At 71.9% G+C, this 24,533-nt stretch carries 14 protein-coding genes and 1 pseudogene; 5 read left to right on the plus strand and 10 right to left on the minus strand.

The window, feature by feature from the left end; genetic code table 11:
* Positions 1 to 866, minus strand: an 866-nt coding sequence (locus HDC93_RS18430; RefSeq protein ID WP_185012012.1) for a maltotransferase domain-containing protein, incomplete at its 3' end; no start/stop codon positions are given.
* 215 nt (positions 867 to 1,081) lie between these two features.
* Positions 1,082 to 2,284, minus strand: coding sequence for a S8 family peptidase (locus HDC93_RS18435; RefSeq protein ID WP_185012013.1), 1,203 nt, complete (start codon positions 2,282 to 2,284; stop codon positions 1,082 to 1,084).
* 276 nt (positions 2,285 to 2,560) lie between these two features.
* Here HDC93_RS18435 and HDC93_RS18440 point away from each other — a divergent pair, with 276 nt between their 5' ends.
* Positions 2,561 to 5,179 carry a glycosyltransferase family 1 protein gene (locus tag HDC93_RS18440; protein ID WP_185012014.1) on the plus strand — a complete coding sequence of 873 codons (2,619 nt, stop codon included), beginning with the start codon at positions 2,561 to 2,563 and terminating at the stop codon, positions 5,177 to 5,179.
* A gap of 197 nt (positions 5,180 to 5,376) precedes the next feature.
* On the opposite strand, the gene HDC93_RS18445 is transcribed toward HDC93_RS18440, so the two are convergent.
* The 7 genes from HDC93_RS18445 to HDC93_RS18475 form a co-directional block, all read right to left on the minus strand.
* The gene (locus tag HDC93_RS18445) at positions 5,377 to 5,907 is read right to left on the minus strand and encodes a DUF1990 family protein (protein ID WP_185012015.1); all 531 of its coding nucleotides are present in this window, start codon (positions 5,905 to 5,907) and stop codon (positions 5,377 to 5,379) included.
* Between the two features lie 67 nt (positions 5,908 to 5,974).
* Positions 5,975 to 7,621 (minus strand): M4 family metallopeptidase, encoded by a 1,647-nt coding sequence (locus HDC93_RS18450; RefSeq protein ID WP_185012016.1) that lies wholly within the window; start codon positions 7,619 to 7,621, stop codon positions 5,975 to 5,977.
* Positions 7,622 to 7,848: 227 nt separating this feature from the next.
* Positions 7,849 to 9,909: a M4 family metallopeptidase gene (locus tag HDC93_RS18455; protein WP_185012017.1), complete on the minus strand. Its 2,061-nt coding sequence runs from the start codon at positions 9,907 to 9,909 to the stop codon at positions 7,849 to 7,851.
* 321 nt (positions 9,910 to 10,230) lie between these two features.
* Positions 10,231 to 12,003, minus strand: coding sequence for an ABC transporter ATP-binding protein (locus HDC93_RS18460; protein WP_185012018.1), 1,773 nt, complete (start codon positions 12,001 to 12,003; stop codon positions 10,231 to 10,233).
* Positions 12,000 to 13,859 (minus strand): ABC transporter ATP-binding protein, encoded by a 1,860-nt coding sequence (locus HDC93_RS18465; protein ID WP_185012019.1) that lies wholly within the window; start codon positions 13,857 to 13,859, stop codon positions 12,000 to 12,002. Before HDC93_RS18465 ends, HDC93_RS18460 begins: the two co-directional genes overlap by 4 nt.
* A 25-nt stretch (positions 13,860 to 13,884) precedes the next feature.
* Entirely contained in the window at positions 13,885 to 15,783 is a 1,899-nt protein-coding gene (locus HDC93_RS18470) for an ABC transporter ATP-binding protein (RefSeq protein ID WP_185012020.1), read from the minus strand.
* Positions 15,780 to 17,591 carry an ABC transporter ATP-binding protein gene (locus tag HDC93_RS18475; protein WP_185012021.1) on the minus strand — a complete coding sequence of 604 codons (1,812 nt, stop codon included), beginning with the start codon at positions 17,589 to 17,591 and terminating at the stop codon, positions 15,780 to 15,782. Before HDC93_RS18475 ends, HDC93_RS18470 begins: the two co-directional genes overlap by 4 nt.
* 229 nt (positions 17,592 to 17,820) lie before the next feature.
* Here HDC93_RS18475 and HDC93_RS18480 point away from each other — a divergent pair.
* A pseudogene (locus tag HDC93_RS18480) lies at positions 17,821 to 18,359 on the plus strand (ABC transporter ATP-binding protein); the annotation flags it as partial.
* 37 nt (positions 18,360 to 18,396) lie between these two features.
* Here the strand turns inward: HDC93_RS18480 and glgX are convergent.
* The gene (gene glgX, locus HDC93_RS18485; protein WP_185012022.1) at positions 18,397 to 20,664 is read right to left on the minus strand and encodes a glycogen debranching protein GlgX; all 2,268 of its coding nucleotides are present in this window, start codon (positions 20,662 to 20,664) and stop codon (positions 18,397 to 18,399) included.
* Positions 20,665 to 20,852: 188 nt separating this feature from the next.
* On the opposite strand from glgX, the gene HDC93_RS18490 reads away from it, so the two are divergent.
* From HDC93_RS18490 to HDC93_RS18500, 3 genes are all read left to right on the plus strand, one after another.
* On the plus strand, positions 20,853 to 22,097 hold the full coding sequence (locus HDC93_RS18490; protein WP_185012023.1) for an Ig-like domain-containing protein: 1,245 nt from the start codon (positions 20,853 to 20,855) through the stop codon (positions 22,095 to 22,097).
* Positions 22,098 to 22,252: 155 nt separating this feature from the next.
* Positions 22,253 to 23,479, plus strand: a complete 1,227-nt coding sequence (locus HDC93_RS18495) for an Ig-like domain-containing protein (RefSeq protein ID WP_398985533.1) — start codon at positions 22,253 to 22,255, stop codon at positions 23,477 to 23,479.
* Positions 23,480 to 23,646: 167 nt separating this feature from the next.
* A complete protein-coding gene (locus HDC93_RS18500; RefSeq protein WP_185012025.1) occupies positions 23,647 to 24,414 on the plus strand; it encodes an enoyl-CoA hydratase/isomerase family protein in 768 nt (255 codons plus the stop codon).
* Positions 24,415 to 24,533: the final 119 nt, after the last annotated feature.

A 24,533-nucleotide genomic window follows, 5' to 3' on the forward strand; every position in this document is an offset into this window, starting at 1 on the left:
GGGTGGATCGGCGGCAGGTAGACCACGTCGAAGCCCATCGCCGCGATCGCCGGCAACCGCCGCGCGGCCGTGCGGAACGTGCCGTGGGGCTGCTCAGGGGTGCCCTCCGAACGCGGGAAGAACTCGTACCACGAGCCGTACAGCGCCCGCTCCCGCTCCACGAGAAGCGGCAGGGGCTCACTGCTGGTGACCAGATCCCGCAACGGATGCCGCTCCAGGACCGCGTCCACCTCCGGCGTCAGCGCCGCCGCCAGACGAGCCGCCGCGGGGCGGTCCTCGTCCCGCAGGGCGTCGACGGCGATGAGGATCACGTCGCGCAGTCCCTCCTCCTCGGGCACACCCGCGGCCGCCCGCTCGTACAGACGCGCGCCCTCCTCCAGGACGACGTCCGTGTCCATGCCCGCAGGGATCTTGATCTCGGCGTGGTGGCGCCAGGTACCGACCGGGTCCCCCCATGCCTCGACGGTGAACGTCCACAGGCCGGGTTCCCCGGCGGTGACCGTCGCACCCCACCGGTCCGTCCCCGGGGCGAGCTCGCGCATCGGCGTCCACGGGCCGGGACGGCCCTCGCGATCCTTCAGGACGACATTGGCGGCCACCGCGTCGTGCCCCTCCCGGAACACGGTCGCCGAGATCTCGAAGGTCTCGCCGGTGACGGCCTTGGCCGGCCGGCGGCCCCGCTGGACCACCGGGCGGACATCCAGTACGGGTATGCGCCCCACGGCGGTCGCGTCGTGATCGGGTGGTGGCGGCGAGGCCGGTGGACCGGCGACGGCCGGGCGCGCGGGGCGTGCTTCGCCGCCGGGTGCGCGCGCCCCGGTGGTGCGGCGGTTGAGGGGTGCTGGCGAATGGTGCTTGGCGGGCATGACCGCTCCTGTCCGCGTCAACGTGGGTAGGCGGATGTCTGTGGGGAGGTGGGTCCTGCGTGGTGCTCCTGAGAGGGGTACCCGCAGGAGCCTTCCCACCCTATTCGGGTGGGCAATCCGGCTCTTTGTTAACTACTCACGCGTATGTCGACACACAAGACCGGCCTCGTCCGTCGCGGACGAGGCCGGCCCCCTGGCATGGCTGCTGCATCGCCCTACGCGCGCGGCACCCGCAGCAGTCTGTCCGGCGAACCGATACCCCGGCCGGAGACCTTCCCGGCCGCCGCCGTGGTGGTCAAAACCGCCCCGACCTGGGCCGGAGTCGCTTTCGGATGATCGGCCAAATAGAGCGCGGCCGCTCCCGCGGCGTGCGGGGACGCCATCGAAGTACCCGAAAAGGTGGCCCGCGCCGTGTCGCTCACGGCGGACGCGGAGGTGATATCGACGCCCGGGGCGAACAGATCGAGGGCCGGACCGTCGTTGGAGAAGGCCGGTTTTGTATCCCCGCGGTCGGTCGCGCCGACCGTCACGGCCTGCTTGACGCCGCCCGGGGAGGACAGGCCGGCCGGCCTGCCGTCGTTGCCCGCGGCGACCGTGTAGGTGACGCCGGAGGCGATGGAGGCGCGCACGGCGGCGTCCAGCCGGCCGTTGCGCGGGCCACCCAGGCTGAGGTTGGCGACCGCCGGCTTCCTCGCGTGCCGGGTCACCCAGTCGATCCCGGCGATCACCCGGGCCGTGGTGCCCCCGCCCGCCGCGTCGAGGACGCGCACGGAGACGACCCGGGCCCGCTTCGCGACGCCGAAGGACGTTCCGGCGACCGTGGCGGCGACGTGGGTGCCGTGGCCGTTGGCGTCCGAGGCGACCCGGTCGTTCCCCACGAAGTCCCAGCCGTGGCTCGCCCGGCCGGCGAAGTCCTCGTGCGTGGTCCGGACGCCGGTGTCGATCACGTACACCGTCACCCCCGCGCCGGCCGACCGGGGCCAGGTGTAGCTCCGGTCCAGCGCCGGCTTCCGCTGGTCGACCCGGTCGAGCCCCCAGGACGGCGGGTTCTTCTGGGTGCCGTCGAGCCGCACGCGGGTGTCCTGGACGACCGAGGCGACCCGGGGGTCGGCGGCCAGCCGCGCGGCCTGTCTCCCGGCCGCCCGCACCGCGTAGCCGTTCAGGACCGTGCCGTAGGTGTGGCTGATCTCCGCCCCGTACTTTTCGGCGAGGCCCTTTCCGGCCGCCGACCGGGCCTGCGTGCCCTCCTTCAGTGTCACCAGGTAACTGCCGTGCACGGAGCCGGGTGATCCGGCGCCGAGTATCCGCCCCTCCGGTACGGCGTGCGCGGGCAGGGTGGTGGCCGTAAACGCCGCGGCGCAGATCGCCGCCGTCAGGCCCCCCGCCCGGCGCAGACGCCGCTCGCGCGTCCGAGCCATGGTCCGAGTTCCCCTCCTCGACTCGGCGTAAGGCTGCCGCGCGGAGCCGCGTGCGGCGGGCGCGGGCCGGTACGCCAGAGGCAGCCTCTCGTGACGTATGAAGCACCACAAGGACGCCTATGGGTGCGGAATCGGCCATATCCGTGAATGGTGCTGTTCAGGCCGATCGGGGGGCGGATGGCGGAGCTCCAGCGGCGGGGGCGCCGACGCCGGTACTGTCGTAGGAGACGTCGTCGAAGCCCTGCGAAATCCAGCGAACGCGCCGAGGTGGAACCCGTGAAGGCGATCCGTCGATTCACCGTCCGACCCGTTCTCCCCGAACCCCTCCGGCCGCTCAGCGATCTGGCCCGCAACCTGCGCTGGTCGTGGCACGCGGAGACCCGTGAGCTGTTCCGGTCGGTCGACCCCGAGCGGTGGGCCGCCTCGGGCGGCGACCCCGTCCGGCTGCTCGGCAGCGTGCCGCCCGCGCGGCTGGCGGAGCTCGCCGGGGACCGCCCTTTCCTGCGCCGCCTCGCCGCGGTCGCGGGCGATCTGCACGACTACACGACCGGCGAGCGCTGGTACCAGACCCAGCCCGAGGAACTGCCCGCCGCGATCGCCTACTTCTCACCCGAGTTCGGCATCACGGCCGCCCTGCCCCAGTACTCCGGCGGCCTCGGCATCCTGGCCGGCGACCACCTCAAGGCAGCCAGCGACCTCGGCGTCCCGCTGATCGGCGTCGGCCTGCTCTACCGGCACGGCTACTTCCGCCAGACCCTCTCCCGTGACGGCTGGCAGCAGGAGCACTACCCGGTCCTCGACCCCAACGAGCTGCCCGTCGTCCAGCTGGAGGAGCCCGACGGCACCCCCGCCCAGGTCGCCCTCGCCCTGCCCGGCGGCAGGCAGCTGCACGCCCGGATCTGGCTGGCGCAGGTCGGCCGGGTCCCGCTGCTGATGCTGGACTCCGACGTCGAGGAGAACGACCTCGGCGAGCGAGGCGTGACCGACCGGCTCTACGGCGGCGGCAGCGAGCACCGGCTGCTCCAGGAGATGCTCCTCGGCATAGGAGGTGTCCGGGCGGTACGGACGTACTGCCGGCTGACCGGCCACCCCGCGCCGGAGGTGTTCCACACCAACGAGGGGCACGCCGGGTTCCTCGGCCTGGAGCGCATCGCCGAACTCTGCGCCGACGGTCTGGACTTCGACTCCGCGCTGGAGTCGGTGCGCGCCGGGACCGTCTTCACCACCCACACGCCCGTCCCGGCCGGCATCGACCGCTTCGACCGCGAGCTGGTCGCCCGCCACTTCGGCCCCGACGCCGAGCTGCCCCGCATCGACGTCGACCGCGTCCTGCGGCTCGGCATGGAGACCTACCCCGGCGGGGAGCCCAACCTCTTCAACATGGCCGTGATGGGCCTGCGCCTGGCCCAGCGCGCCAACGGGGTCTCCCTGCTGCACGGCAACGTCAGCCGTGAGATGTTCGCCGGCCTGTGGCCCGGTTTCGACGCCGACGAGGTGCCGATCACGTCCGTGACCAACGGGGTGCACGCGCCCACCTGGGTCGCCCCCGAGGTGTTCCGGCTCGGCGCCCGCCAGATCGGCGTCCAGCGCGCCGAGGACGCGCTGACCGTCGGCGGCTCGGACCGCTGGGACACGGTGGCCGACATCCCCGACCAGGACATCTTCGACCTCCGGCGGGTGCTGCGCGAGCAGCTCGTGGCCGAGGTGCGCGAGCGGCTGCGGGCCTCCTGGCGGCAGCGCGGCGCGCACACGGCCGAACTGGGCTGGATCGACGGCGTCCTCGACCCGGACGTCCTCACCATCGGCTTCGCCCGGCGCGTCCCCTCGTACAAGCGCCTGACGCTGATGCTGCGCGACCGGGACCGGCTGATGGACCTGCTGCTGCACCCCGAGCGGCCGGTCCAGATCGTCGTGGCGGGCAAGGCGCACCCGGCGGACGACGGCGGGAAGCGGCTGGTGCAGGAACTGGTGCGGTTCGCGGACGACCCGCGGGTGCGGCACCGGATCGTGTTCCTGCCGGACTACGGCATGGCGATGGCGCAGAAGCTGTACCCCGGCTGCGACATCTGGCTGAACAACCCGCTCAGGCCGCTGGAGGCCTGCGGCACGTCCGGGATGAAGGCCGCGCTCAACGGCTGTCTCAACCTGTCCGTCCTCGACGGCTGGTGGGACGAGTGGTTCCAGCCCGACTTCGGCTGGGCCATCCCGACGGCGGACGGGGTGGGGACGGATCCCGATCATCGGGACGACATAGAGGCCGCGGCGCTGTACGACCTGCTGGAGCAGCGGGTGACGCCCCGCTTCTACGAGCGCGGGAGCAGCGGGCTGCCCGACCGGTGGATCGAGATGGTCCGGCACACGCTGAGCCTGCTCGGGCCGAAGGTGCTGGCGGGGCGGATGGTCCGCGAGTACGTCGAGCGGCTCTACGCTCCGGCGGCGCTCGCCCACCGCTCGCTCGTGCCGGACTCGGCGCGGGAGCTCGCCGAGTGGAAGGGGCGGGTGCGGGCGGCCTGGCCGGGCGTCACCGTCGACCATGTGGAGACGTCCGCGGTGGCCGCGCTGGCGGAGCTCGGCACGACGCTGGGGCTTCGGGTGCTGGTCGGGCTCGGGGAACTCGGGCCGGACGACGTGGAGGTGCAGGTCGTCTCGGGGCGGGTGGACGAGGAGGACCGGATCGGCGACGCGACGGTGATTCCCCTGAAGCCGGTGGGCTCCGCCGATCAGGAGGGGCGCTGGGCCTACGAGGGGCCCTTGTCGCTGGATCGCACCGGGCCCTTCGGGTACACGGTGCGGATCCTTCCCGCGCATCGGCTGTTGGCTTCGAGCGCGGAGTTGGGGCTGGTGGCCGGGCCTTCCGAGGAGCTGGTGGCGGCTGCCGGGCTGTTGATGCGGTAGTTCGCCGTCTGCGGGCGCGTGGGTGCGGTGCTCGGTCGCGCCCACGCGGCGGAGCCGCACATCGGTACAGCCCCGCGCCCCTGGAAGACCGAGGAAGATCTTGCTCCGGCCGCCGGGATCGCCCCGGATTGCCGGTAGATGTCAATCGCCACGAACCAGTGCAAGCCGGGCGCAATTCCAAGATCTTCAGGACACTCCTAGGTACCGTCGCCACCCCGCGTCGCAAGGTTGCGCAGGACGGTGCCGCAGCGGCGGGCATAGGCGTGCTGGAAGCCCCTCGTCGCCGGGCCGCCCGCCTTGGCGTACCACTTGGCCGCACGGCTGAAGGCGTTCACGGTGAGCCACACCGTGCCGTCTCCCGTGCGGTCGACCACGAAGGACTCCTCGCCGGTCTCCGGGTGGCCGGGCAGGGTGCCGTAGGCCCAGCCGGCCCGGCGGGGTTCCTCGACGGTCCAGACCACCCGGCAGGGGGCCTTGATCATGCCGGCGAGGGTGACGGTGACGTCGACCCCGGGGGCGGCTCGTTCCGCGCTCGCGTCGAGGCCGACGCCCATCGACCGGTGCATCTCCCAGGTGAGGACGGCCTCAGAGGCCCGGCGGAAGACCTCCTCGCCCTCGCCGAGGCGGGTGCGGACGTTCATGGAGCGGAAGCCCGGGGGGCAGAAATCCCGGTCACGGGTGGCGCCGACGTCGGCGTAGGTGAAGTCCTGCGAATCCGTAGAAGACACGGCCCCAAGAGTAGGGCGGTACCCGGACCCGCTTCGGGTCCGGGTACCGCCCAGGGGCGTGGATCGGTCAGCCGACGTTCACGGCCGACCAGGCGGACGCGACCGCCTTGTACTCGGTGCTGGACGCGCCGTACAGGGCCGAGGCCGCGTTCAGGGTCGCGGTGCGGGCCTGCGCGTACTTGGTCGTCGACGTCATGTACGTCGTCAGCGCCTTGTACCAGATCTGCAGAGCCTTGGTGCGGCCGATGCCGGCGACCGTGGAGCCGTTGGACGTGGGCGAGTTGTAGGTCACGCCGTTGATCGTCTTCGAGCCGCTGCCCTCGGACAGCAGGTAGAAGAAGTGGTTGGCGGGACCGGAGGAGTAGTGGACGTCCACCCCGCCGAGGCTGGAGGACCAGCTGTCCTTGGACGCGCCGTCCTTGCTGGGCTTGTCCATGTAGCGCAGCGGGCTGCCGTCGCCGTTGATGTCGATCTCCTCGCCGATGAGGTAGTCACCGACGTCGGAGGAGTTGTTGGCGAAGAACTCGGCGCCCGCGCCGAAGATGTCGGAGGTGGCCTCGTTCAGGCCGCCGGACTCGCCGCTGTAGTTCAGGCCCGCCGTGGCCGAGGTCAGGCCGTGGCTCATCTCGTGCGCGGCCACGTCGAGCGAGGTCAGCGGGTGGGTGTTGCCCGAGCCGTCGCCGTAGGTCATGCAGAAGCAGCTGTCGGACCAGAAGGCGTTGACGTAGCTGTTGCCGTAGTGGACGCGCGAGTAGGCGGCCTTGCCGTCGCCCCGGATGCCGTTGCGGCCGAAGGTGCTCTTGTAGAAGTCCCAGGTGATCTGGGCGCCGTAGTGCGCGTCGGCGGCGGCGGTCTCGGCGTTGGACGGGTTGCCGGTGCCCCACACGTCGTCGGAGCCGGAGAAGAGGGTGCCGGTGCCGGAGGTGCCGCGGTTGAGGTTGTACGTCTTGTGGCCGCCGCGGGTGGCGTCCGTCAGGTTGTACGTCGACCCGGACTTGGTGGTGCTGAGGGTGACCTGGCCGCTGTAGGTGGTGTTGCCGGTGCCGGTCTCGATGCCCTGGTACTCGTAGAGCTTCTTGCCGGTGGCGGCGTCGGTGACGACGTGCAGTTCGTTCGGGGTGCCGTCCTCCTGGAGGCCGCCGACGACGGTCTCGTAGGCGAGGACCGGCTTGCCGCTCGCCGCCCAGATCACCTTGCGGGGAGCGGAACTCGCCTCGGTCTTGGCCGAGCCGGCCGCTTTGGCGAGGGTCACGGCCTGCTTCTCCGCCTTGGCGGCGGTGACCTCGGGCTTGAGCGAGGCGACCTTCAGGGCCGCCGTGGTGGCTCTGGTGACGCCCTTGGCCGCGCCGGACTTCGACTCGTGCACCACCAGGTCGCCGCCGAGGACCGGCAGGCCCGCGTAGGTGCGCTCGTAGCGGGTGTGGACCGAGCCGTCCGCGTCCTTGACGACGTCCTTGACGACCAGCTTCTCCTGGGCGCCGAGGCCTATCTCGTCGGCGGTCTTCGCGGCGTCCGCCTGCTGCTCCTGGATGAGCGCGGTGCGGGCGGGCGCGGAGAGCAGGACCGGGGCGGCGGCGAGGGCCGGCTTGCTCGCGGTGTCCGCGGCGGCGCTGCTGCCGGAGGTCAGACCGGTGGTGAGCAGGGCGCCGGCGGCGACGGCGGTGGCGATGGCGAGCGTGGCGCGCTTTTGACGCGCGTAGACAGAGGTGGACACACAAGCTCCTCGATGTGGGGGAAGTGCTGTGCTGCGGTGGTGCTGTGCGGGTGGGGGAAGAGTGGCACTTAGGACGCGTACATGTCAGGAGTGGGACGTGATGTTGGCCGGAACTCGACGGCCAGATGTACGCGAGGGCAGGTGAAACGGACGCCGCCCCGGGGGATTCGAACCCACCGGGGCGGCGCCCTGACTCTGAGGCCCTACGGGCCCGCGGATCTACCGGTCTACGGGAACGTCAGCTTCCAGCTGTTGATGTAGCCGGTGTCGAGGGCCGCGTTGTCCTGCACCCGCAGCTTCCACACGCCGTTGGCCACCTCGGAGGAGGCGTTCACCGTGTACGTGGTGTTGATGTTGTCGGCGCTGCCGCCGGTGCCGTACCCCTTCAGCGTGTACGCCGTGCCGCCGGGGGCGACGAGCTCCACCTTGAGGTCACCGATGTAGGTGTGGACGATGTCCACCGCGACCTGGAGGTTGGACGGCGCGTTGCCCGTCCGGCCGGAGACGGTGATCGACGAGGTGACGGCCGCGCCCCGGTCCGGGATCGCCACGTCGGCGGTGTTCTCGAAGGACGTACCGCCGCCGCCTCCGTCGCCGGGACGGGTGCCGACGTTGATGCCCGCCCACGCGTGCTGGACGGCCTTGTACTCGGCGCTGTCCGTGCCGTAGAGCTCACCGGTGGCCGCGAGGGTGCCGGTGCGGGCGCCCGCGTAGTTGGTGGTCGAGGTGAACTTCGTGGTGAGTGCGCGGAACCAGATCTTCTCCGCCTTGTCCCGGCCGATGCCGGTGACCGGAAGGCCGTCCGAGGTGGACGAGTTGTACGTGACACCGTTGATGGTCTTGGTGCCGCTGCCTTCGGAGAGCAGATAGAAGAAGTGGTTCGCCGGGCCCGACGAGTAGTGCACGTCGATCGAGCCGATGCCCGAGTACCAGCTGTCCTTGGACGCGCCGTCCTTGCTCGGCTTGTCCATGTAACGCAGCGGCGTGCCGTCGCCGTTGATGTTGATCTCCTCGCCGATGAGGTAGTCACCGACGTCGGAGGAGTTGTTCGCGTAGAACTCCACCGTCGAGCCGAAGATGTCCGAGGTGGCCTCGTTCAGGCCGCCGGACTCGCCGCTGTAGTTGAGGCCGGCGGTGTTCGAGGTGAGCCCGTGGGTCATCTCGTGCGCGGCCACGTCGATCGACGTCAGCGGGTTCGCGTTGCCCGAGCCGTCGCCGTAGGTCATGCAGAAGCAGCTGTCCGACCAGAAGGCGTTGACGTAGTTGTTGCCGTAGTGGACCCGGGAGTACGCGCCCACGCCGTCGCCGCGGATCCCGGAGCGGCCGTGCACGTTCTTGTAGTAGTCCCAGGTCAGGGCGGCGCCGTAGTGCGCGTCGGCACCCGCGGACTCCAGGTTGGACGGGGTGCCGTTGCCCCACACGTCGTCCGGGCCGGAGAACAGGGTGCCGGTGCCGGAGGTGCCGCGGTTGAGGTTGTACGTCTTGTGGTTGCCGCGGGCGCCGTCAGTGAGGTTGTACGTCGACCCGGACTGGGTGGTGGTGAGGTCGACGGTGCCGGAGTACACCGTGTTGCCCGTGCCCGTCTCGATCGCCTCCCACTCGAACAGCTTCTTTCCGGTGGTGGCGTCGGTGACGACGTGCAGTTCCCGCGGGGTGCCGTCGTGCTGGAAGCCGCCGACGACCGTCTCGTAGGCCACGACCGGCTTGCCGTTCGCGGCCCAGATCACCTTGCGGGGCTCGCGGTTGATGTCGGCGTTCTTGGTCTCGTCGGCCTCGCCGGCGGTCAGGGCCTGCTGCCGGGCCTTCGCGGCGGGCACCGCCGTCTTCGTCGTCGCCGGCTTGATGGCCGCGCGGGTGGCCTTCACGACGGCCGCGGTGGCGTCCGCCTTCGTGCTCTCGACGACCAGGTCGCCGCCGAGGACCGGCAGGCCGTCGTAGGTGCGCTCGTAGCGCGTGTGCACGGTGCCGTCGCGGTCCTTGAGGACGTCGCGGACGACCAGCTTCTCCTTGACGCCGAGGCCCAGGTCCTTGGCCGTCTCCGCCTTGCCGGCGTTGGCTTCCCGGATCAGCGCGGCGCGCTGGGCGGGGGTGAGCCTGACCGACTCGGAGCCGGGGTTCGCCTTGCTCGCGGCCGACGGTGCCGTCGGAGGGGCGGCGATGGCGGTGCCGCCCTGGACGGCGGCGGCGATCAGCGCGGCGACGCCGGCGAGGGCCACGGCCGCGGTGCGGCGGGGGGTGTGGGGAGTGCGTCTGTGGGAGGTGCCTCTTCGCGAGGAACTGCTTCTCAACACTGACTCCTTCTGCGGGACCGGGGGTCGCCCGGCCTGGGGAGGTGGAGGTGTTGCTGTGGGGTTCCTGTGGAGCAGTCGTGGGAAGCGTGGCAGGGGAGCGCGCTTTCTGTCAGGACCGCGTCAAAAGTATGGCCGGAAACGGTTCGTTGTCCGGAAGTTCATGTTCGCTATGCGGACACATCGCTCTTCGGGCGCTTCGCTGTCTCCGGGCGGATTCGCTGGGCGGGCGCTCCGCTGTCCTCGGCGGATCCGCTGTGTGGGCGCTGTGCTGTCCTGGCGGATCCGCTGTGTGGGCGCTGTGCTGTCCTGGCGGATCCGCTATGGGAGTGCTGTGCTGTCCTCGGGCAGATCCCCGTGCCAGGAGTGCCACAGTGCCGCGTAGGCGCCGCCGGCCGTCACCAGCTCGTCGTGCGTGCCGAGTTCGGTCAGCCGGCCGTCCTCCATCACCGCCACGCGGTCGGCGTCGTGCGCGGTGTGCAGCCGGTGCGCCACGGCGATGACGGTGCGCCCCTCGAGGACGGCGGCCAGGGCCCGCTCGGTGTGCCGGGCGGTCGTCGGGTCGAGCAACGCGGTCGCCTCGTCGAGGATCAGCGTGTGCGGGTCCGCCAGCACCACCCGGGCCAGGGCCAGTTGCTGGGCCTGCGAACCGTCGGTACGGCAACCGCCCTGCCCCAGCGGGGTGTCCAGCCCTTGCGGCAGCTTCCGCACCCACGCTTCGGCGCCCACCACCGCCAGCGCGTCCCACAACTCCTCGTCCTCGGCCGACGGTTCGGCGATCCGCAGGTTGTCGCGGACCGAGCCGAGGAACACGTGGTGCTCCTGGGTGACCAGGACGACCTGCCGGCGCAGCCGCTCCGGTCCCAGCCCGACGACCGGCACACCGCCGACCGTCACCGAGCCCGCGGTCGGCGCGTCGATGCCCGCCATCAGCCGGCTCAGCGTGGTTTTGCCGGCACCGGACGGCCCGACCAGGGCGAGCCGCTCCCCGGGCCGCACCGTCAGATCGACGCCGCGCAGCACCTCGACGCCCCCGTCGTACGCGTAGCGCACCCCGGTGACGTCGATCCGGTCGCCGTCGGGATCCGGACAGTCGCCCTCGCCGGGGGCCTGCGGGGCCCGGGCGAGCCCCTCCACCCGGGCGAAGGAGGCGCCGCCGGACTGGAGTTGCTCGATCCGCACCAGGACCTCGTCCAACGGCGCGCTCAGCTGGTGCAGATACAGCGTCGCCGCCACCACCGCTCCGAGGCTCATTGAGCCGGACGCGTGCAGCGCGCCGCCGATCACCAGCACTCCGGCCACCGGGAGGACGTACGACGTCTCCATCACCGGGAAGAACACCGAGCGCAGGAACAGCGTGTGGAAGCGGGTGCGGCGGGAGGCCTCCAGGGCGTCCCGGCTCGCGGCCGTGCGCTGCTCCCGGAGCCCGAATGCCTCCACTGTGCGTGCCCCGGCCGCCGTCGACGCCACGATCTCCGCCACGTCGGAGGTGGCGGCCCCCTCGGCGAGGTACCCGTCCCGGGCCCGGCGCAGATACCAGCGCAGCGCGATCCAGATCGGCGTCAGCGCCAGCACCGCGAGGGCGCCGAGCAGCGGGTCCATCAGGAACACCGCGACGATGAGGAACAGCGCCTGGACCAGGTTGACCAGCAGGACGGGACCCGCGTCCCGCAGGGTGTTGCCGACCGTCGTCACGTCCGCCGTGCCGCGTGCCGTCAGGTCACCGGTGCCGGCCCGCTCCGCCACCGACGCGGGCAGGGCCAGCGCCCGGTCCACGAACCGCTCCCGCACCCGGGCCAGGGTCCGCTCCCCGAAGCGGTGCCCCACGTACCGGGCCCAGCGCGCCAGCAGCACCTGCGCGAGGGCGGACAGCAGCAGGAGCAGGGCCAGCCGGTCCACGGCCGCCGTTCCGTGCCCGGCCCGCACGTCGTCGATCATCCGGCCCAGCAGCCACGGCCCGGCCAGTGCGGCCACGGCCGCGAGCGCGTTCAGGCCGAGGACGACACCGAAGGCGCGGGCGTCGGCCCGGACGAGACGCAGCAGGGCGCGCCGGACGTCGGCCCGTTCGGCGACCGGCAGGTGGGCGCGGTTCATCCCAGGACCTCCTCTGTGTCCCTCGCGACGAGTGCCCGATAGCCGGGGGTGGTGGCGAGCAGTTCGTGGTGGGTGCCGGTGGCTTCGACCTTGCCGTCCTTGAGGTAGTGGACGGTGTCCGTGTGGTCCAGGACGAGGGGGGAGGTGGTGGTCACGACCGTGGTGCGGCCTTTCCTCGCCTTCCTCAGCCGGGTGGCGACGGTGGCTTCGGTGTGGGCGTCCAGGGCGGAGGTGGGCTCGACGGCCAGGAGGATCTCCGGGTCGGTGAGGAGGGCTCTGGCCAGGCGGATGCGTTGGCGTTGGCCGCCGCTGAGGTTGCGGGCCTGGGCGTCCATGGGGGTGTCGAGGCCGTGGGGGAGGGCTTGGACGATGTCTTCCGCTGCGGCTGTGTGGAGCGCCTTCTGGGGTGCCGGGTGGTGTGGTGAGGCGGCTGCGGGCGCGTCGGGGTTGGTCGCGCCGTTCCCCGCGCCCCCGTTGGCGCTGTTTCCCGCGTCCCGATTGGCGCTGTTTCCCGCGTCCCGATTGGCGCTGTTTCCCGCGTCCCGATTGGCGCTGTTCCCCGCGTCCCCGGGGGACGTGCCCTGAACGCCCAGCATCTGGTGCAGGGAGCCCGCGAACAGGTCCGCCTCGTGGTCGGCCACCAGGATGCGGGCCCGGATCTGGTTCAGGGCGATGTCGTCCAGGCGGGTGTCGCCCCACGTCGCGCCCGACGGGGCGTAGCGGCCCAGGCGGTCCACCACCGTCGTGGCGTCCGCCGGGTGTTCCGCCACCAAGGCCGTCAGACGTCCCGGCAGGACGCGTACGCCCGACTCGGGGTCGTACAGGGCCGACGGCTCGGACGGGGCGTCCAGGGTCCCCGAGTCGGCCATCGGTTCCAGACGCAGGAACCGTACGACCCGGCGTGCGCACACCACGCCGCGGCTGACCTGGTAGCCGCACTCGACCAGGAAGGCCACCGGCCACACCAGCACCGCCACATAGCCGTAGACGGACACCAGCTGGCCCACGGTGATGTCGCCCTGCGCCGCGAGCCGGGCCGCCAGCCACGTCACCACCGCGAGGAACAGGCTCGGCAGTCCGATGCCCAGCGCCTGCACCCAGCTGGTCACCGCCCCCACCCGGTACCCCTGCTCACGCAGCCGCCCCGAGTCCCGCCGGAAGGCGTCCGCCACCAGTTGCCTGCCGCCCAGGCCGGCGAGGACCCGCAGGCCGCCGGCGAGGTCGCCGATCCGCGCGGTCAGCACGCCCTGCCGCTCGCGGTACTCCGCCTCCGACCCCTGCAACCGGCCGAGCAGCGGCCCGACCAGCAGGGCGAGCACCGGAATGCCCAGCAGCACGACCAGCGCGACGACCCCCGAGACCGACACCAGCAGCACGGCGATCACCAGGTACCCGACGACCGCGCCGATCCCGGGCCCCACGACCGTCAGCGACTGGCTGACCGTCTGCACGTCGCCCACGCCGATCGTGACGACCTCCCCGGCGCCCGCCTGCCGCCGCAGCGAGGCGCCGAGCCGCACCGCGTGTCCGACGACGACCTTCACCGTCCGGAAGTTGGCGTCCATGCGGACCCGGGTCATGGTGCGGTGCCGCATGATGCTCAGCCAGGCGTTGAAGGCGCCCACCGCGAACAGCGCTCCGCTCCACAGCGTCAGCGCGCTCATGTCACCGGGCTCCAGGCCGTCGTCGATCGCCCGGGACATCAGGTACGGCGTCGCCGCCAGCAGCACCATCCACACCGTGGCGAACATCGCCCCCGCGGCGCACCGCCCCGGCTGCCGGGTGACCAGCCACCACAGGTAGCGGGCGCCGCTGCGGTGGTCGGGTGTGCCGGGGTCCTCGTACGCGTCGATCATCCGCCCGCCCTCTGCCGCCGTCGCCCTATGCCAGACTGTCCCGCCAGGCCCGGTGCAGGTCCGCGAACCTGCCGGCGCCCTCGATGAGTTCGGCCGGTCCGCCGTCCTCCACGATCCGTCCGTGCTCCATCACCAGGACCCGGTCCGCGATCTCGACGGTCGACAGCCGGTGCGCGATGACCACCGCCGTACGGCCCTTCAGCACCGTCGTCATGGCCCGCTGCACGGCACGCTCCCCGGGGACGTCCAGCGAGCTGGTCGCCTCGTCGAGGATGAGCACCGCCGGGTCGGCCAGCAACGCCCGGGCGAACGCCACCAGTTGCCGCTGCCCGGCGGAGATGCGTCCGCCCCGCTTGCGGACGTCGGTGTCGTAGCCGTCGGGCAGGGTGGTGATGAAGTCGTGCGCGCCGATCTCCTTCGCCGCCTGCTCGATCTCCTCGCGGGTGGCGTCGGGGCGGCCGATCGCGATGTTGTCGGCGACCGTCCCGGAGAACAGGAACGCCTCCTGCGTCACCATGACCACCCCGCGCCGCAGCTCGGGCACGGCGAGGTCGCGCAGGTCGACTCCGTCCAGCAGCACGCGTCCGCCGGAGGGGTCGTAGAACCGGGCCAGCAGCTTGGCCAGCGTCGACTTGCCGGCGCCCGTGGAGCCCACGACCGCGACGGTCTGTCCGGCCGGGAGGGTGAGGTCGAACGTGGGCAGCACTTCGCCGCCGGTGCGGTAGCCGAAGCGGACGCCGTCGAAGACCACCGCGCGGCCGGGGTGTTCGCTCGCGAGCGGCGGGAGCTGCCGGGGCGTGGCCGGCTCGGGGACGGACGGGGTCTGGGCGAGCAGCCCGGCGATCTTCTCCAGGGAGGCCGCCGCCGACTGGTAGGAGTTGAGGAACATCCCGAGCCGGTCGATGGGGTCGTACAGCCGCCGCAGGTACAGCACGGCCGCGGCCAGCACACCGAGGGCCAGCGTGCCGTCCGCGACCCGGTAGGCGCCCCACAGCACGATCGCCGCGACCGCCGTGTTGGCGACCAGCCGCGAGCCGGTGACATAGCGGGCCATCTCCAGCAGCGCGTCCCCGTTGGTCCGTTCGTGCCGCCGGTTGAGTGCGCCGAAGTCCGCGTCGCCCGCGGCCTCGCGGCGGAAGGCGCGCACCGGCCGGATGCCGTTCATCGTCTCGACGAACATGACGATGACGGCGGCGATGGCGGTCGACCGGGCCCGGTACACCCGCCCGGCCCGCCGCTGGTACCACCGCACCAGCGCGTAGAGCGGCACGAGGGAGGCCACCGCCACGGCCCCGAGGCCCAGGTCGAGCCAGAGCAGCATCGCCGAGATGTAGACGAAGGACAGGACGACCGTCACGAGTTCCTGGAGGCCCTCGTCCAGCAGTTCCCGCAGCGACTCCACGTCGGACGTGGAGCGGGAGATGAGCCGGCCCGAGGTGTAGCGCTCGTGGAAGTCGACGCTCAGCGCCTGCGCGTGGCGGAAGATCCGGCCGCGCAGCTCCAGCAGCACGTCCTGGCTGACCCGGGCCGCGGCGGCGACGAACGCGAACTGCAGCCCGCCCGCGGCCAGTGCGCACACCAGATAGCCGACGCCCACCGCGATCAACGGCCCGTGGTCCTGCGCCCGGAACGCCGGTACGGCACGGTCGATGGCGTACGCCACGAGCAGCGGGCCCGCCTGCACGACCGCCTGCTGGAGCAGCAGCAGGAGCGTCGTGACCGTGACCCGGGCCTTCAGCGGCGCGAGCAGGGAGCGCAGCAGGGCTGCGGTGGCGCCCGGCGGGGTGGGCAGGACGTCCCGGTCGAAGGGGTCGACCGGGGCGAGGGGCCGGTCATCGGTCCGGCCGCCTTGCTGGTCGCCCGGTCGGCCGCCCGGTTGGTCGTCGGGCTTGTTGCCGGCCGGTGCGCTGGTGGCCGCCGTCATCGTGCGCCCTCCTCTTCCCCTGACATCAGATGCGCGTACTCGGCGTTCGTACACAGCAGTTCGTGGTGGGTGCCGACCGCGGCGATCCGGCCGCCGGACAGCAGGGCGACGCGGTCGGCGAGCAGAACGGTCGACGGGCGGTGCGCCACGATCAGGGCGGTGGTGTCCGCGAGGACCTGCCGCAGGGCGGCCTCGACGGCGGCCTCGGTGTGCACGTCCAGGGCCGACAGCGGGTCGTCCAGGACGAGGAAGTCCGGCTGCGCGACGACGGCCCGGGCGAGTGCGAGGCGCTGGCGCTGACCACCGGAGAGGCTGAGGCCCTGCTCGCCCACCTGGGTGTCCGTGCCCTGGGGCAGGGCGTGCACGAAGTCGGCCTGGGCGACGGCGAGCGCCCGCTCCAGGTCCGCTGCTCCGGCGGTGTCCCGCGCCCCCATGAGAACGTTGTCGCCGACCGTCGCCGAGAACAGTGTGGGCTCCTCGAAGGCCACGGCGACCTTGGCGCGCAGCGCTTGTCGGGACAGCTCCGTGATGTCGACGCCGTCGAGGGTGATGCGGCCCGAAGTGAGCTCGTAGAGGCGGGGGATGAGCGCGGTGAGGGTGGTCTTGCCGCTGCCCGTGGCGCCGACCAGGGCCATGGACTCGCCCGGCCGGATGTGCAGGTCGATGTGCTGGAGGACGGGCGGGGTGTCGGCGGGGGCGTCGGGGTAGCGGAAGCGGACGTCGTGGAAGCGCAGCCCCCTGTCCCGGACCTGCCCGGAGCCGGTGCCGGTGCCGGAGTCCGAGCCGGTTCCGGTGCCCGGGGCGGTGGTGGCGTCCTCCACCTCCTCGTCCATGACCTCGAAGTACCGCTCCGTCGCCGTCGCCGCCTCCTGGCTCATCGCCAGCAGGAACCCGATCGACTCCACCGGCCACCGCAGCGCCAGCGCCGTCGACAGGAACGCCACCAGCGTCCCCGCCGACAGGGCACCGTCGGCCACCTGGACGACCCCCACCACCAGCGCGGCCCCGATCGCGACCTCCGGCAGCGTCACGATGACGCCCCAGATCGTCGCCAGCAGCCGCGCCTTGCGCAGTTCCGTGCCGCGCAGTGTCTTCGACAGGTCCCGGAACGCCCGCGCCTGGCTGCGGTGGCGGCCGAAGCCCTTGATGACGCGGATGCCGAGGACGCTCTCCTCGACGACCGTCGTCAGGTCGCCGACCTGGTCCTGCGCGCGCCGGGCCACCTTGGCGTAGCGCCTCTCGAAGACCATGCAGGTGACCATGAGGGGGAGGGCGGGCCCGAGGACGACCAGCCCGAGGGTCCAGTCCTGGAGCAGCATGATGACCACGCCCACGACGATCGTCACTCCGTTGACGAGGAGGAACGTCAGCGGGAAGGCGAGGAACTGACGCAGCAGCATCAGATCCGTCGTCGCCCGGGACAGTAACTGCCCCGAGGCCCAGCGGTCGTGGAAGGCCACCGGCAGCCGCTGGAGGTGCCGGTACAGATCCGCCCGCATGGACGCCTCGACGTGCGAGAGCGGACGGGCCACCAGCAGCCGCCGCAGCCCGAACAGCAGGGCCTCCGTGAAGCCGAGCAGCAGCAGGTACAGCGCGCCGAGCCACACCCCGGCCGGGTCCCGGTGGGCGATCGGTCCGTCCACCATCCACTTCAGGACGAGCGGGATGACCAGGCCCACGCAGGAGGCGAGTATCGCGACGCACGCGGCACCGGACAGCCGCGCCCGCACGGGCCGCACATACGGCCACAGGCGCAGCAGCGTGCCTACGGTGGAACGGTCCTGGGCGGGGGCGGGTGTCGTGGCCATCAGCAGCGAGCCTACGGATCGCCACTGACACTGCCCACCGAGTTTCCGCCGGACCGGAATCGGTCGTCGGTCCTACGACCTGGGCGTTCGACGGGCCGTACGGCGTCGACCGGCCGGGCCGCACGGCACGACCGCCCGGGTCGTACCGCTCCATCAGCCGATCGGTTGATGTCCGTTCGAGCGCGACGGCCGATGTGGTGGACCCCGCCTCGCCGGGACCCTTCCTCGTATGCCGACCGCACCTGTCATCGAAGTCACCGAGCTGCGCGAGAGCTACGCGGGCCGTCCCGCCGTCGACGGTGTCTCCTTCGCCGTGGAGGACGGGGAGATCTTCGGGATCCTCGGCCCGAACGGGGCGGGGAAGACCACCACCGTGGAGTGCGTCGAGGGGCTGCGCGTGCCCGACTCCGGCCGGGTCCGGGTGACCGGCCTCGACCCCGTCGCCGACCACGAGCGGGTCGCCCGGGTGCTGGGTGCCCGGCTTCAGGAGAGCCGGCTCCAGCCCGAACTCACCGTCCGCGAGGCGCTGGAGCTGTACTCCGCGTTCTGTCCGAGCCCCGCCGACTGGCGCCCGCTGGCCGAACGCCTCGGCCTGGAGGAGAAGCTGTCGACCCGGTTCGCCAAGCTCTCCGGCGGCCGGCGGCAGCGCCTGTTCATCGCGCTCGCCCTGATCGGCGACCCCCGGGTCGTGGTCTGGACGAGCTCACCACCGGCCTCGACCCGCGGGCCCGTCGCGACACCTGGCAGCTCATCGAGGACGTCCGCGCCCGGGACTCACCGTCCGGCCGACCGGCGAAACGATGCCTCAGCCCGCCACCCGCAGCAGCAGCACCGCCCGCCCGGGCATCGTGATCTCCGTCCCCGCCGGGTGCTCCACGCCCGGCGCCCGACCCTGCTCCTCCAGGCTCGTGTCGACGACGACCTCGTACCGTTCGGCCCAGGGCGGTCCCGGCAACCGGAAGTCCACCGGCCCCTCGCCCGCGTGCAGCACCGTCAGGAAGCTGTCGTCGAGGATCTGCTCCCCGCGCTCGTCACGGCCCGGGATGTCCCGGCCGGAGAGGTACATGCCCAGCGTGGCGGCGGGCGCGTACCAGTCCTGCTCCGTCATCTCCGTGCCCCGGGACGTGAACCAGGCCAGGTCGCGCAGCCCGTCGGCGGTCTGCGCCCGGCCGGAGAAGAACGCCCGGCGCCGGAGCACCGGGTGGCGGTGGCGCAGCGCGATCAGCCGGGAGGTCAGCGCGAACAGGGCCCGCCAGCCCGGATCCTCCAGCAGCCCCCAGTCCAGCCAGCCGATCTCGTTGTCCTGGCAGTAGGCGTTGTTGTTGCCGCGCTGGGTGCGGCCCAGTTCGTCGCCCGCGACCAGCATGGGCACACCCGTCGACAGCAGCAGGGTGGTCAGCAGGTTCCTGAGCTGCCGGCGCCTGAGCGCCCGTATGCCCTCGTCGTCCGTCTCGCCCTCGGTGCCGCCGTTCCAGGCCCGGTTGTCGTCCGTGCCGTCCCGGTTGCCCTCGCCGTTGGCCTCGTTGTGCTTGCGCTCGTAGGAGACCAGGTCCCGCAGCGTGAACCCGTCGTGCGCGGTGAGGAAGTTGACGGACGCGTACGGCCTGCGCCCGCCCCAGGCGTACAGGTCGCTGGAGCCCGACAGCCGGTAGCCCATCTCCCGTACGTCCGGCAGCGCATGCCGCCAGAAGTCCCGCACGGCGTCGCGGTACCGGTCGTTCCACTCCGTCCACAGCGGCGGGAACGCCCCCACCTGGTAGCCGCCGGATCCCACGTCCCACGGCTCGGCGATCAGTTTCACCCGGCGCAGCACCGGGTCCTGGGCGATGACCGCGAGGAACGGGGAGAGCATGTCGACGTCGTGCATGGAGCGGGCCAGCGCCGCCGCCAGGTCGAAGCGGAAGCCGTCCACGCCCATCTCGGTCACCCAGTACCGCAGCGAGTCCGTGATCAGACGCAGCACGTGCGGCTGGACCACGTGCAGGGTGTTGCCGCAGCCCGTGTAGTCGGCATAGCGGCGGGCGTCGTCCTGGAGGCGGTAGTAGCCGCGGTTGTCGATGCCCTTGAGGGACAGCGTCGGGCCCAGTTCGCCCGCCTCCGCGGTGTGGTTGTAGACCACGTCGAGGATGACCTCGATCCCGGCCGCGTGCAGGGCGCGCACCATCCGCTTGAACTCGCCGACCTGCTGCCCGGTCGTCCCGGAGGCCGCGTACGCCGCGTGCGGGGCGAAGTAGCCGATGGAGTTGTAGCCCCAGTAGTTCTTCAGGCCTCTGCGCAGCAGGTGGTCCTCGTGGGCGAACTGGTGCACCGGCAGCAGCTCCACCGCCGTCACGCCCAGCTTCACCAGGTGCTCGATCGCCGCCGGGTGCGCGAGGCCGGCGTAGGTGCCGCGCAGTTCCTCGGGTATGCCCGGGTGGAGTTGCGTGAAGCCCTTGACGTGCAGCTCGTAGATCACCGAGTCCGCCCACGGCGTCTTCGGGCGGCGGTCGTCGGCCCAGTCGTCGTCATCGTGCACGACGACGCCCTTCGGGACGTGCGGCGCCGAGTCCCGGTCGTCGCGCACGGTGTCGGCGACATGCTGCTGCGGCCAGTCGCGGACGTGCCCGTACACCTCCGGCGGCAGGCTGCTGTAATCATTTCCTTCGGCCCCGTCCACCGCCCGCGCGTACGGGTCGAGGAGCAGCTTCGCCGGGTTCCAGCGGGCGCCGGTCCACGGGTCCCAGCGGCCGTGCACCCGGTAGCCGTAGCGCTGCCCGGGCAGCACACCGGGGACGAAGCCGTGCCAGATCTCGTGCGTCAGCTCGGCGAGCCGGACCCGCGACTCCTTGCCCCCCTCGTCGAACAGGCACAGCTCGACGCCCTCGGCCCCGCCCGCCCACAACGCGAAGTTGGTGCCCGCCACCCCGTCCGGGCCGACCCGGAACCGGGCGCCCAGCGGCGTCGGCGCGCCCGGCCACGCGGGCACGGTGGGCGGCGGCGCGGCCCGCCGTGCGCCGTTCACGGCGGCGGCCTGGCGCCCGTTCCCGGTGGCCTGACGACCGGCCACCGCCTCCTGCTCGGCTGCGCTGGACACCTGTCAGCCTCCCACCGGCTCATGGGACGACGGGGGACAGAGGGGTGCGGCCAGTGCTGCGGCCCGGGTCGCGGCTCCCCTGCGCGTCGTCCTCCCCACTGTTCTGCCCAGAGCGTGGGTCGCACTCACGTTTCCCCGGGGGCGGGCATGGTCGTTTCCCGGGGACACGGCCGGTCGTTGGGCACCGCGTGAGGCACGTACAAGGGCGCGCGCGGCGCGCGAGGGCCGCGCTGGCCGCCGTAGTGACATGGGCAGGGCTCCTCGCCGGGGCCACGGGCTGTACCTCGGACGACGCGGGAGGGATCGCCGGGGCGTTCGGCGCGCCCCCGGCGCCCGAGGACGTCATCAAGGTCTCGCCCGACGACGGCAGCAGGGGAGTGCGCCCCGGGAAGAAGCTGCGGGTGCGCGTGCCCGACGGCCGGCTGGAGAAGGTGAAGGTCGTCAGGTCGCAGGACGCGCAGGAGTCCCCGGTGCCCGGGCATATCTCCGCCGACGGCCTGACCTGGGAGCCCGACGACGAACGGCTCGCGCTGGCCGCCAAGTACACGATCGACGCCGTGGCCGTGGACGGCGGCGGACGCCGCTCCGCCCGGCACACCACCTTCACCACCTATGTCCCGGAGGAACGCTTCGTCGGCTACGTCGCCCCGGAGAACCGCGCCACGGTCGGCACCGGCATGATCGTCTCCCTGGAGTTCAACCGGCAGATCGCCGACCGGGCCGCCGTCGAACGCGCGATCCGGGTCACCGCCCGCCCGGCCGTCGAGATCCGCCCGCACTGGTTCGGCCGGAGCCGCCTCGACTTCCGCCCCGAGGACTACTGGAAACCCGGCACCCAGGTCACCGTCGCCCTGAACCTGCGCGACGTCGAGGGCGCGCCCGGCGTCTACGGCCTGCAGCACAAGACGCTCTCCTTCACCGTGGGCCGCAGCCAGGTCGCCATCGTCGACGCCGCCGCGCACTCCATGGAGGTCCGGCGCGACGGCGAGCCCCTCGCCACCGTGCCCGTCACGGCCGGGGCCCCCGGCAACACCACCTACAACGGCACGATGGTGGTGACCGAGATGCTCGACGTGACCCGGATGAACGGCGCCACGGTCGGCTTCAAGAAGCGCGACGGCAGGGGCGAGTACGACATCCCGGACGTCCCGCACGCCATGCGTCTGACCGATTCCGGGACGTTCCTGCACGGCAACTACTGGGCGCACCACAGCGTCTTCGGCCGCACCAACATCAGCCACGGCTGCATCGGACTGCGCGATGTGAAGGGCGGCAGCTCGGACACCCCGGCCGGCTGGTTCTTCGACCGCAGCCTCATCGGGGACGTCGTCGAGGTCGTCAACAGCAATGACAAAAAGGTCGCTCCTGACAATGGGCTCGGAGGCTGGAATATGGACTGGAATGCATGGAAGGCGGGCAGTGCGGTGAAGTAGCCCGACAAGGGGGCGGGTTGAGCCGGCGATCTGTTGGGACCGAACAGTGACAATCGCGGGCCGCCGGTGCCGCGCACCCTGTGGTTACTATTCGCCGACGCGCGGGGGATCGCGCGGGGTGCGGGCCTGACCAGGCCCTGGGAGGGGAGAAAGACGTGAACGGGCGACCGATATCGGGGGCGTCGGTTGGGCGCAGGAACGGAATGTTCGCGTCGGCGATCGGCGTGCTGCTCCTCGCCGTGACGGCGTGCGGCGGCGGGGGGACCGGTTCCGGCGAGGGCGACGGCAAGGGCAAGGACTCGCGCGCCGCGCAGAGCAAGCAGTCCGAGGCGGTCGTCGGCATCACCCCCAAGGACGGCGCCAGGTCCGTCGACACGAGCGGTGCGCTGAAGGTGACCGCCGAGAAGGGGAAGCTGACCGAGGTCGAGGTCAAGGACGCCAAGGGCAACAAGGTCGACGGCGCGATATCCGCGGACGGCGCCAGCTGGACGCCGTCCATCCACCTGGCCGGCGCCACCAAGTACACGGTCCACGCGGTCGCCAAGGACTCCGAGGGCCGCACGGCCGCCGAGGACGCCGGCTTCACCACCCTGACCCCGGAGAACACCTTCACCGGCACCTTCACCCCCGAGGACGGCTCGAAGGTCGGCGTCGGGATGCCGTTCTCCATCCGCTTCGACCGGGGCATCACCAACCCGGAGGACGTCGAGAAGGCCATCCGTATCAAGACGGAGCCGGCCGTCGACGTCGAGGGCCACTGGTTCGGCGACGACCGTCTCGACTTCCGCCCCGAGAAGTACTGGAAGCCCGGCACCAAGGTGACCGTCGACCTGAACCTCGACGGCGTCGAGGGGCGCTCCGGTGTCTACGGCGAGCAGGACAAGACGGTGAAGTTCACCATCGGCCGCAACCAGGTCTCCGTCGTCGACGCCAAGAAGCTCACGATGAAGGTCATGCGGGACGGCACGACCATCAAGACCATCCCGGTCACCACCGGCCAGCCCGGCATGGAGACCTGGAACGGCCAGATGGTCATCAGCGAGATGCTGACGGTGACCCGGATGAACGGCGAGACGGTCGGCTACGGCGGCGAGTACGACATCAAGGACGTCCCGCACGCCGTCCGCCTGACCACCTCCGGCACCTTCCTGCACGGCAACTACTGGGCGAGCGGCGCCTTCGGCAACTACAACGCCAGCCACGGCTGCATCGGCCTGCGCGACGTGCGCGGCGGCTGGGACAAGAAGGTGCCGGCCGCGTGGTTCTTCAACCACTCGATGGTCGGCGACGTGGTGGTCGTCAAGAACTCCAGGGACCGGATCGTCGACCCGGACAACGGGCTGAACGGCTGGAACATGTCCTGGGAGAAGTGGAAGAAGTAGCTCTCGCTGCTGACAAGAGGGCCCTGGTGCGACGGACCGACGGACCGCACCGGGGCCCTTCCCGTTGCCCCCGTGCTGTGCTTGCCCGGGGTCAGCCCCCGGACCCCCGGCCGATGTGACCCACCGCACCGCCTCCAATCCTGTTAGCCCCCGTTAACCTGCTGCCTATGACCGTCTCTCTCGAAGTCGCTGAAGGCGTCGGCACGATCCGTCTCGACCGACCGCCCATGAACGCGCTGGACATCGCCACGCAGGACCGGCTGAAGGAACTGGCCGAGGAGGCCACGCGCCGCGAGGACGTCAGGGCCGTGGTGCTCTACGGCGGCGAGAAGGTGTTCGCGGCCGGCGCGGACATCAAGGAGATGCAGGCGATGGACCACACCGCGATGGTCCTGCGCGCCCGCGCGCTCCAGGACTCGTTCACGGCGGTGGCCCGGATCCCCAAGCCCGTCGTCGCGGCCGTGACGGGGTACGCGCTCGGCGGCGGCTGCGAACTCGCCCTGTGCGCGGACTTCCGCATCGCCGGTGAGAACGCCAAGCTCGGCCAGCCGGAGATCCTGCTCGGCCTGATCCCCGGCGCCGGCGGCACCCAGCGCCTGGCCCGTCTGGTCGGCCCCTCCAAGGCCAAGGACCTCATCTTCACGGGCCGCATGGTGAAGGCCGACGAGGCCCGCGAGATCGGCCTGGTGGACCGGGTCGTCCCCGCCGACGACGTGTACGCGCAGGCGCACGCCTGGGCCGCGAAGCTCGCCCAGGGCCCGGCGCTCGCGCTGCGCGCCGCGAAGGAGTCGATCGACACGGGCCTGGAGACGGACATCGACACCGGCCTCGCGGTCGAACGGAACTGGTTCGCGGGCCTGTTCGCCACCGAGGACCGCGAGCGTGGGATGCGCAGCTTCGTCGAGGAGGGCCCGGGCAAGGCGAAGTTCCTCTGAACATCCCTCCAGGGGCTTGCAATTGACACGGTGTCTGACCCGGGGTCCCTCGATGGGGCGGTTTATGGCAACCTTAAGACAGCCTTAAGCGTGCCGGAACGGAAGAGTCCGTCGATTGC

Source organism: Streptomyces sp. AK010, assembly GCF_014207295.1.
Taxonomy (GTDB): domain Bacteria; phylum Actinomycetota; class Actinomycetes; order Streptomycetales; family Streptomycetaceae; genus Streptomyces; species Streptomyces massasporeus.